Annotated in this window: 13 protein-coding genes; 12 read left to right on the top strand and 1 reads right to left on the bottom strand. The window is 45.9% G+C overall.

Annotation, left to right across the window (positions count from 1 at the left end):
• The 3 genes from JGK22_RS31515 to JGK22_RS31505 form a co-directional block, all read left to right on the top strand.
• Positions 1–566 (top strand): NAD(P)-binding domain-containing protein (locus tag JGK22_RS31515; protein WP_293314450.1); only part of this gene is annotated, 566 nt, incomplete at its 5' end.
• Between the two features lie 162 nt (positions 567–728).
• Positions 729–1,031 (top strand): antibiotic biosynthesis monooxygenase, encoded by a 303-nt coding sequence (locus JGK22_RS31510; RefSeq protein WP_293186970.1) that lies wholly within the window; start codon positions 729–731, stop codon positions 1,029–1,031.
• Positions 1,032–1,164: 133 nt separating this feature from the next.
• Positions 1,165–1,713 (top strand): TspO/MBR family protein, encoded by a 549-nt coding sequence (locus tag JGK22_RS31505; protein WP_293186969.1) that lies wholly within the window; start codon positions 1,165–1,167, stop codon positions 1,711–1,713.
• A 175-nt stretch (positions 1,714–1,888) separates the two neighbouring features.
• Here JGK22_RS31505 and JGK22_RS31500 read toward each other — a convergent pair whose 3' ends face one another.
• On the bottom strand, positions 1,889–2,497 hold the full coding sequence (locus tag JGK22_RS31500; RefSeq protein ID WP_293186968.1) for a TetR/AcrR family transcriptional regulator: 609 nt from the start codon (positions 2,495–2,497) through the stop codon (positions 1,889–1,891).
• Between the two features lie 92 nt (positions 2,498–2,589).
• Here JGK22_RS31500 and JGK22_RS31495 point away from each other — a divergent pair, with 92 nt between their 5' ends.
• The 9 genes from JGK22_RS31495 (at position 2,590) to JGK22_RS31455 (ending at position 9,085) form a co-directional block, all read left to right on the top strand.
• The gene (locus tag JGK22_RS31495; RefSeq protein WP_293199196.1) at positions 2,590–3,264 is read left to right on the top strand and encodes a GNAT family N-acetyltransferase; all 675 of its coding nucleotides are present in this window, start codon (positions 2,590–2,592) and stop codon (positions 3,262–3,264) included.
• A gap of 15 nt (positions 3,265–3,279) precedes the next feature.
• Positions 3,280–3,975, top strand: a complete 696-nt coding sequence (locus tag JGK22_RS31490; protein ID WP_293186966.1) for an SDR family NAD(P)-dependent oxidoreductase — start codon at positions 3,280–3,282, stop codon at positions 3,973–3,975.
• Entirely contained in the window at positions 3,975–4,808 is an 834-nt protein-coding gene (locus JGK22_RS31485) for an alpha/beta fold hydrolase (protein ID WP_293199194.1), read from the top strand. The genes JGK22_RS31490 and JGK22_RS31485 overlap by 1 nt, the downstream gene beginning before the upstream one ends.
• A gap of 51 nt (positions 4,809–4,859) precedes the next feature.
• Complete coding sequence (locus JGK22_RS31480; RefSeq protein ID WP_293186964.1) at positions 4,860–5,645, top strand: SDR family oxidoreductase; 786 nt, start codon at positions 4,860–4,862, stop codon at positions 5,643–5,645.
• Positions 5,646–5,937: 292 nt separating this feature from the next.
• Entirely contained in the window at positions 5,938–6,528 is a 591-nt protein-coding gene (locus JGK22_RS31475) for an antibiotic biosynthesis monooxygenase (RefSeq protein ID WP_293186963.1), read from the top strand.
• 12 nt (positions 6,529–6,540) lie between these two features.
• Entirely contained in the window at positions 6,541–6,975 is a 435-nt protein-coding gene (locus tag JGK22_RS31470; RefSeq protein WP_293186962.1) for a hypothetical protein, read from the top strand.
• A 129-nt stretch (positions 6,976–7,104) separates the two neighbouring features.
• Positions 7,105–7,842 (top strand): SDR family oxidoreductase, encoded by a 738-nt coding sequence (locus JGK22_RS31465; RefSeq protein ID WP_293186961.1) that lies wholly within the window; start codon positions 7,105–7,107, stop codon positions 7,840–7,842.
• Positions 7,843–7,896: 54 nt separating this feature from the next.
• Positions 7,897–8,481: a cytochrome b/b6 domain-containing protein gene (locus tag JGK22_RS31460; protein ID WP_293186960.1), complete on the top strand. Its 585-nt coding sequence runs from the start codon at positions 7,897–7,899 to the stop codon at positions 8,479–8,481.
• Between the two features lie 139 nt (positions 8,482–8,620).
• Positions 8,621–9,085, top strand: coding sequence for a hypothetical protein (locus JGK22_RS31455; RefSeq protein WP_293208860.1), 465 nt, complete (start codon positions 8,621–8,623; stop codon positions 9,083–9,085).
• Positions 9,086–9,145 lie beyond the last annotated feature (60 nt).

Genomic DNA, 9,145 nt, shown 5'->3' with positions numbered 1-9,145 from the left:
TGAAAATTGGCATTATTGGTGCTGGCAACATGGGTGCTGGGTTGGGTAAACTTTGGGCAAAGGCAGGACATGAAGTCGTCTTTTCTTACTCACGAGATCGAAATAAGCTGCTTGAGCTGGCAACAGCGGCAGGGGCGACTGCAAAAGCAGGAACAATTCAAGAGGCAGCAGCACAAGACATTATCTTACTAGCTGTTTGGCTGCCAGCATTGGAAGAGGTCATTCATGCGGCTGGCTCTTTGGATGGAAAAATTGTCATTACTTGTGTGAGTGGAATTCAGCCAGACTTAAAAGTTGTTGAGGCATTCAATACTACATTTGCTGAAATTATTGCTTCAGACTCAAGACAATTCGGTGCTGATTTTCCTAGCGTTTTTTACTGTGGTGACGACGTTGAAGCAAAACAAATCGCTGCAAGTCTCATTGAAGACTGCGGTTACAAACCAGTTGATGCAGGTAATCTTCTGGTAGCACGCACTTTAGAAACCTTAGCAAGTGCATGGGTGCAGTTCGCTGTTACGAGTCAGCTATTTCCCAACCTTGGGTTGAAAGCTTTGCAACGTTGAGCAGCATAATCAATCAAATGCAGCAGACGGTTGAGGGTCAATGACTGAGTTCAAGGTTGCTTGCCGCCGCTCGTTTGAGAATTTAGGCAGCAAGGTAGAAATTCCAGATCGGACTTTCTTTCAAACTTTCTTGCGGCAACTACATACAACGGAAAACCTAATATGAGTAACTTTTCTCCTGGCTACTACATTACCGCCGAACTTCGCATCAAAGAAGAATCTCAGGCCAAAGAGGCAATAGATTCGTTAACGATCTTATGCGCCGAGACCCTCAAAGAGCCAGGTTGTTCCATATTTCAGCTTCATCAAGACACAACAACTCCTCTCCGCTTAATACTATGGGAGAGATTTGACGATGAAGCCGCATTCAAACGTCACTTTGAGGAGTCGCATACCAAGGATTACGTTGCCCTAGACCTGACAGAGGTTGTGCAATACTTCCAGACAAGCGTGATTGCGGCCTAACATTCGTTCAAGCCGACCCCGACGCGGGGCGGCTTAGCTCAAGCGTTATGCGGATAATTGAGTCGGCTTAGGTATTAGACTTTTTCTCGCAATTGATGTATCAGTACCTTAGTTAGCTAACACCAGAACAGAAATGAGCGACACTAAAACCAACCCTAAGCCCGTCATCGAAAGTCGTGTCTTCCTTTGGTGGCACGCCCTCGTCATCTTCGTGATTGCGAACTTGGTGAGTGCGCTGCCAGTCGGTTATGGTGGTGACAAGATTTTCTACAACAACTTTGAGCAGCCGCAATTTTCACCGCCTGATTGGTTGTTTGCCCCCATGTGGCTCTTCTTAAATGTCACTTCGCTCATGGCTCTGTCTATTGTGGCAAATTTACCAGAGCGTTCAATACGCCGCCGGACGTTCCTAATTTTTGAAGGAGTTGGTTGGGTATTGTTCGCCATCTTTACCACGATCTACTTTTTGATGCGTAGCCCAATTCTCGGTGCAGTAGATACGGTGGCTGGACTTGCTGTTGGATTTGCTAGTCTAGCCTGTTGTGTTGGTATCGGCCAACGACGAGCTACGTTCTTCATTTTACTGAGGGTGATCTGGCTGTGCCTTGCAAGTTATGTTTCGGTCTATGTCGCATTTCACAATACTGATGAGTTTTTTTATAATATTGGGTGGGTAAGGTAAGTCTAACCAATCGAATGTACCTAAAAACACATAATGCCCTCAATCGAGTTGTTATGCAGGAAATAGAGTGAAGGTTAATGGATATTATCGACACTATCAAGCCAAAAAATAGAACTGCGTGGCGAGAATGGTTGGATAAACACCACGTTGAGTCGCAGCATAACCAATCAGAGCATCAGACTTGATGCCGAGTTAGTAACGTCTCGATCAATTGTTGAGCCGTTTTTAACCGTTTAGGATCATTGGATTGCGCGACCCACGCTGCCAACTCATTCAGCGAACCATTTACTAAATGAGCAAAGCCCTCCACATCGATCGTATTTAGCTTTCCCTCCTTGACGGCTATCTGGATTGCCTCATAGAGCAATCCAAACCCATACTGGTCGAACTCGACTAAGGTGTCTGCCGCCAAAACCGCTGGGGCTTCAATGAACACCAATCGTCGCAATTCCTCTTGCTGTGCAATCTCTAAGAATGCCTGACAACCGATTACCAACTGTTCCCAATTGTTGTCTAGGGGCTGTATTTTGCTTCTGATGTAGCCTGTGATCTCGCCATAGGCTTCGGCAATCACAGCTTTAAAGACTCCCAGCTTATCGTTGAATTGGTGATACAACGCCCCACGAGTAATCCCCAACTCGCTGATAATTTCCTCGGTTCCGGTGGCTGCATACCCTTTGGTTGCAAAGAGATGACGCGCCCGAACAAGGATGGCACGGCGGGTACGTAAGGTTTGTTCAGCCTTGGTTAGTTTAGTGGGCATAGCAGGTTGCTTGACATTCATACAGTATGTATCTTGACAGGATTGGAAAGAGTCGATATTTTAGATACATACAGACTGTATCTTTTATGGGGATTTTTCTCAAGGAGGCTGTCATGCAAACGACTCTAAACACTCGCAAAGCCACGATCGCGGATATTCCTTTTCTTGCCAGAATCGAGTACGAAGCTTCCTTACCTCCTTTGAATCATTGCTTTTGGGAGGACATTTTGCAAGGTACTGGAACAAGCGCATTGCAATTCATTGAGGCGGAACTGAGGGCAGGTGCTTCTAACTGGGGGAATGTGACTGATTTCTTGATTGTGGAGGAACAGGGAAAACCGGTTGCAGGGGCAGCAGGTTACACACCAAACTTGGAAGATTACTGCCCGTTGCGCTTATCCCATCTGGATATGATCGCAAAAGATTTGAACTGGTCTAAGGATATTGAAACGGACTTTCGCGATCGCTATATCCAATTTTGGGGTGGCGATTTGCGACCGTTTTTTCTAACCCCTCAAGCACCTTGGATTATTGAAAATGTTGCCGTCTTGCCAGAAGCACGAGGTCGAGGATTAGGAAAAGTGCTACTCAGAGCGCTCCTAGAGGAAGGGCGATCGCAGCAGCATTCTCACGCAGGAATTATGGTCATCAATGGGAACGATGTGGCTCGTCATACCTATGAGTCTATTGGGTTTAAGCCATACCAAACCTTTCACGCCGAGTATTTCGCCGAACAATTTAATCTCGAATTTCCAGGAATTACCAAGTTCGGTTTTTGTTTCAATTAAACAGGAGAACATAATATGTCGTTCAAGACGATTCTTGTGGCTGGCGCGAGCCGTGGCATTGGGCTTGCCGTTGCTGAACATTTATCATCTCAGTGCGATCGCTTGCTAGCAGTTTCTCGCACAGAGTCGCCGATCGGGGAGTGGATTCAGGCAGACTTGTCTAACATAGGGGGTGTGGAAACAGTGGCAAAAGCGATCGGGGAAGATTCTTTAGATGCACTCCTATACATGGGAGGCACTTGGGAAACCCATGCGTTTACTAGCCAGTACAAGTTTGAAGATTGCTCTGATGCGGACATTACCCAAGTGATTGCAGTGAATTTATTGGCTCCGATTCGGTTGGTTAAAGCTTTACTACCTGCCCTCCGACGATCAGATAATCCAAAAATCATTTTTATGGGTGCGCTCTCCGGTCGGGATAATTTCCCAGGACGAGAGGTTGCTAATAGTGCTTCTAAGTTCGGGTTGCGGGGTGTTGTGCATTCATTGCGTGAAGAGTTGCGATCGCAGCAAATCAGTGTCACAGTGATTAATCCTGGCAATGTCGGCACACCCGAAGTTTTGGCTGATCTTGCCGCAGATAATCTATCAGGCGGTGAGGCAATTCCTCTAACAGATCTTCTAAGAATTATTGATTGCATTCTCTCCTTGTCACGAGCTACTTGTATTAAGGAAATTGACGTACCCGCAATGTTAGGTAAGGGGGCTTGATGAATAGTACTGATCAATTGCAAGACCAATATGTCAAAGTCGGTTCAGTGAATACCCGATACTGGCAAACTGGTGATTCAGGCAACACGGTCATCTTGCTTCATGGTGGCGGCGGTTATATTGAGTTGTGGAAGCACAATATCTTTGAATTAGCCACTCATCATCGTGTATATGCGTTTGATATGGTCGGTGCGGGTCAATCCGATAAACCGGATACTGATTACACCTTTGACTTCATGGCGCAGTTCACGCGGGATTTCATGAAGGCTTTAGACATCTCTAAAGCGAGCTTGATTGGAACTTCTGCGGGTGGTGGAGTGGCACTCACCATTGCGCTGAACTTTCCAGAGTTAGTTGATCGACTTATTCTGGTTGGCAGTGCTGGTTTAGGTAAAGAAATCAATTTTCTGTTGCGGATCTCAACGTTTCCACGTTTAGGCAGATTATTGAGTTCGCCAAGTAAATCGGGTGTGGCAATGTTGTGTAAGCAGGCGGTCTATGACTCAAACCTCATTACTGACGAGATCGTCAAGGAGTTTTATCAAATGGCGACGATTCCTGGCGCGTCAGAAGCAACATTAAACGTCGGTCGTTCAAACTTCAACATCTGGGGACAATTTCACCAGTCGATTACTGAAAGATTAGGGACTATTGTGGCTCCGACCCTAATTGTTTGGGGTAGACAAGACCCGATGGTTCCTGTAACCCATGCTCAGAATGCCGCTAAAATCATTCCAAATGCTCGGTTGGAAATTATTGAAGAGTGTGGTCATTGGAGTTCGATTGAGCATCCTCAAAAATTCAATCAGTTAGTTTCAGGGTTTCTCTCGTGATTTTTGGATTGGTTGCCATTTGTCTGTCGTTTACGACCAAGGATATTTTTTATGCGTAGTAACCACAAAATAGCCCTGATTACAGGCGCTTCATCAGGGATTGGAAAAGCACTCGCCGAGAACTTTGCTCAAGACGGTTATGACGTGATTCTGGCGGCGCGCAGTTTCAGCAAAATGGAGTCTCAAGCTGCCTATCTGAAAGAACGATACAACATCACCGCAACTGTCATCGCCGCCGACTTGGAATCCCATGAAGGAGCCGCCAACTTGTACAAGGAGATCAAGAACAGTGGCTTCATGCTGAGCGCACTAGCGAACAATGCAGGCTATGGCACCTTTGGCGAGTTCAAAGACTCGACTCTACAATCGGAACTGGCAATGATGCAGATCAATATGAACACGATCGTCGTATTGACGAAGCTCTTCATGCCTGACCTCCTGGCTACCAACGGCAAGATTATTAATACTGCCTCAACCGCTGCATTTCAACCTGGCCCATACATGGCTGTGTATTACGCCACCAAGGCATTTGTCCTGAGTTTCTCAGAAGCAATTGCCGCTGAGCTTGAGGGGACAGGTGTCACCGTGACGGCGCTCTGTCCCGGGCCGACGGCTTCTGGTTTCCAAGACAAAGCCGATATGCACGCCTCGGCGCTCGTCAAAAACAAGAATCTCCCGATCGCAGAGGAGGTAGCTGCTCTAGGCTATCGAGCCATGCAACGTGGTCAGAGGGTGTACATCCCAGGCATTGTAAACTGGCTGATGGTTCAAAGTCTGCGCTTCACGCCACGTAGCTTAGTCACTAAAATCGTCAAGGCGATGTCAAAACCAATTTAATGAGCTGATTGTGCCGAAACACTTTTGATGTCCAGCCTCATAGCAAGATTCTAATAAATGGGGCAAGAATCAATGATTAATCTGGATTTTTCTAACAAGATTTTGACTCGGCAGAAATCTTTGCTAAGCTTGGTTTCGTATTGAGGTAAGGCGGAAAATAAACTTTATCATTTTACTTCCAAAATAAAACGATTTGGGTTGGCTTATCTTAAATGCGAAACACGGAGGGAAGATATCTAATAACAAGCACTTACATTTTAGTTCATGGCGCTTGGATGGGGAAATTTTGACAGTGGTAAAGTCTCCTGCTGGAGTTGTGGCGATTACTCGGCACGTTAAGCCGGGATTTGAATCTGTATTTGAAGAGGCAGTGCGAGGTGTCATTCTTGCAGCTAGTACCTTTCCGGGCTATGCAGGAGGTGAAGTTTTATATCCCACAACGAAGCGTGGTGCATGGCAACTGATCCTGCGCTTCGACACCGTTGTTCATTTGCAAGAGTGGGAAGAATCTCCCATTTGTCAGGGCTGGATTGCTAGGGCAGATGCACTCACTATCGGCGATCCAAAAGTTTTGCGGGTTAATGGTTTAGAAGCCTGGTTCGTTCTGCCTGAAGTGCCGAATGCACTTCCACCCCCTAAATGGAAAACTGCGATTGTTAGCGCGATCGGTATCTATCCAGTCATTTCTCTGATGCCGATTCTGCTGAAACCAATCACAAATGGACTCCCTGCTTGGCTAGCAACACTTGTAAGCATTGCCATCATGATGCCGTTGATGACTTGGGTCATTATGCCTCAGGTAACGCGATTGTTTAAGCTCTGGCTTTATCCTCCTGATGCAAAGCATTTAGCCCATAAATCAACTAACTCAAACCCAAATTAAAGGAATGGATTCATGGATAACCTGCAACTAGAAAATGGATTCCCGGTCAACCCTATCCGAGTTGGCGATGGAATTGTTCTCATCAACATATTTACACTAGATCCTGAAAAAACTGAGCAGTTTGTTTCTACTCAAGTTGCCGAGTACAAGAGATTGAAAGGTCAATTCCCAGGCAGTTATACAGCCAATCTGCACATTAGCCTTGATCGGACACGAGCTGCAAACTACGCTAATTTTGCATCGGTAGAAGATTATGTCGCGATGCGAAATAGCCCTGAGTTTGCCGATCATTTAAAGCGTCTTCAAGGGCTTGTTGTTAAGGCAGAACCCCAACTCTATCAAGTGATTTACACACAGAATCTAGATATGCAAACCTCTGAAGAACCTTTACCCATGTTGCCCGCTCCAGAACTTGCACCAAAACTTTCGCCTCCCGCCCTTAATTGATATTGATATTGCATGACATCGCAGACGTGCTTGAATAATTGGTTTCGGATAATTCGCGATGGGTGAACGAATAGACCATTCAAATGAACGGTAGTATTTTGTAGGCATTTAATCATTCTAGGAGAAATCATGGACGTTACAAATTCAATCGCTCTTGTAACAGGAGCAAATGGTGGCATTGGTCGATATTATGTGGAAGCATTGCGAACAGCAGGTGTTTCTCGGATTTATGCAGGGGCGAGGAACCTAAATTCTCTGACTAACATCGTTGCGATTGATCCAGAGCGGATTATTCCAATTTCGTTAGACATTACGGATGAACAGTCCGTAACCACCGCAGCAGCAACCTACCGGGATGTCACTCTTTTGATTAATAATGCTGGAATCGGTTTGCTCAAGGGTTTTATTTCTGCGACTGACTTTTCTAGTGCTAGAGCCGAGATGGAAGTGAACTACTTTGGTACGCTCGCGATGTGTCGCGCTTTTGCTCCAGTGTTAAAGGACAATGGCGGTGGAGCGATCGTCAACATGCTCAGTATTCTCGGAAAAGTTAACTTTCCGATGAATGCGTCCTACTGTGCTTCTAAGGCTGCGGCAATATTAATGACTCAGGGTGTTCGGGCTGAGTTGGCAGCGCAAGGTACGTTGGTTGTCGGTGTGATGCCTGGGACGGTCGATACAGAAGTAAGTAGAAACTTTCCACCACCGAAAGTGTCTCCAAAAGTTGTTGCTCAAGAAGCCTTGCAAGCCGTGATCGATGAAGTTGAAGATGTCTATCCTGGAGAACAAGCCAAAGAGATGGCAGCACAGTTGCTTAAAGATCCAAAAGCACTCGAAAAGATGATGGCAACGATGCTGCCCAGTTAATCATCTTCAACGGGAACCGATCATAATGAGGCGAAATTAAGGGAGAAACCCGCTATGAGTTCATTGCAGACTGTACCTAAGAAGCCCAGGCTCAACTCTGCTTTCCAACGGTTGATGTCAGTTCACTGGTGGATGGCAAGCTGTTATCTGGTTTTGTTTGTTGTCGGTACGTTTATGTCACAGATGCCCAGAAATGACTTTCGAGACATTCTCTACGACTTTCATAAATCGATCGGGGTATTGACGATGGCACTTCTGACTTGGCGCATCCTCACCTTGCTCCAGGTGGTGTGGAAGAAGTACACGAAACGGCAGCCTAAGTTTTCTCTGCAATGGCTCAAGAATTTTGCGTTGCATACGCTGATGTATATCTTTATGTGGGCAGTCCCGATCGCAGGGTTTCTTCTTTCTAATTCCTTTCGAGCCAACGGGGTCAAGTTTTTTGGATTAGTGCTACCCGATGTATTTCCGCAGGATGCGAAGATGGTTGAACTCGGTCGGGCACTTCATTTCTGGCTTTCCTACACATTCCTAGCATTCATCGCGCTGCATTTAATCGTTCAATGGAAAGTTGCTAAAGCCAACTGGCGAAGGCTTAAAGGATTCATTGAAGCAAGAATCAGTACGCAAAGAAACTGAACTTCCCAGTATTTCTAACACTGGGAAGCGTGACAAAATAGAGATGGCAGCGCAATTACTCAAAGATCCAAAAGCACTCGAAAAGATGATGACGACGATGTTGCCTAGTTGAATGCAATCTACATGAGAAAAACTCATTATGGCTCAACCACAATTTGCCAAGGGGCTGCTGAGTGCTGCTGCACTGTCAACGCTGATCATCCCAATTGGAGTGGATGCAGTTTTATTGGCAAACGGGCATATGAATAACCCAGCATGGCTTCCCCACGCTAAACTTCACTGTGCAATGTCTTTTTTTGCGGCGGCTTCTCTAGGAATTGCAGCGTTAGCAATTTTAAAAGTGCGTCCCACCAGCGATCGCTTTTCAATGGGTTTGGCTGCATTTCTCGGATCTGCATTTTGGGTTGGGCTAATTGGCGCTGGGTTTTGGCCTGGAACATCCTATGGTTTCCTCAACGATCCGGTTCTGGGAACCGTTCGTGAGCCTGAATTGGGTGGAATCTCGATTTATCCAAACGTTGTGGCAGCACTGCTCACGATTGCGATCGCAGTCGTTGGTTATTGTTTAACTGGGCAGCAAAAATCAATTGAACGATCTAAGTAAAAGTTTGCACATCAAAAAAGGAAAATGAAATGAAAATTGGCATTATTGGTGCTGGCAACA

It is taken from the genome of Microcoleus sp. PH2017_08_TRC_O_A (genome assembly GCF_020738665.1).
Lineage (GTDB): Bacteria > Cyanobacteriota > Cyanobacteriia > Cyanobacteriales > Microcoleaceae > Microcoleus.
Note: the sequence above shows the minus strand (reverse complement) of the source record. Positions and strands in the feature narration are given on the sequence as shown.

Bases quoted from the DNA above. Each gene is read 5' to 3' on its own strand.
- JGK22_RS31470 (WP_293186962.1), top strand. From the start codon at position 6,541: ATGGATAACCTGCAACTAGAAAATGGATTCCCGGTCAACCCTATCCGA.
- JGK22_RS31505 (WP_293186969.1), top strand. From the start codon at position 1,165: ATGAGCGACACTAAAACCAACCCTAAGCCCGTCATCGAAAGTCGTGTC.
- JGK22_RS31455 (WP_293208860.1), top strand. From the start codon at position 8,621: ATGGCTCAACCACAATTTGCCAAGGGGCTGCTGAGTGCTGCTGCACTG.
- JGK22_RS31460 (WP_293186960.1), top strand. From the start codon at position 7,897: ATGAGTTCATTGCAGACTGTACCTAAGAAGCCCAGGCTCAACTCTGCT.
- JGK22_RS31500 (WP_293186968.1), bottom strand. From the start codon at position 2,497: ATGAATGTCAAGCAACCTGCTATGCCCACTAAACTAACCAAGGCTGAA.
- JGK22_RS31485 (WP_293199194.1), top strand. From the start codon at position 3,975: ATGAATAGTACTGATCAATTGCAAGACCAATATGTCAAAGTCGGTTCA.
- JGK22_RS31510 (WP_293186970.1), top strand. From the start codon at position 729: ATGAGTAACTTTTCTCCTGGCTACTACATTACCGCCGAACTTCGCATC.
- JGK22_RS31465 (WP_293186961.1), top strand. From the start codon at position 7,105: ATGGACGTTACAAATTCAATCGCTCTTGTAACAGGAGCAAATGGTGGC.
- JGK22_RS31495 (WP_293199196.1), top strand. From the start codon at position 2,590: ATGCAAACGACTCTAAACACTCGCAAAGCCACGATCGCGGATATTCCT.
- JGK22_RS31490 (WP_293186966.1), top strand. From the start codon at position 3,280: ATGTCGTTCAAGACGATTCTTGTGGCTGGCGCGAGCCGTGGCATTGGG.
- JGK22_RS31480 (WP_293186964.1), top strand. From the start codon at position 4,860: ATGCGTAGTAACCACAAAATAGCCCTGATTACAGGCGCTTCATCAGGG.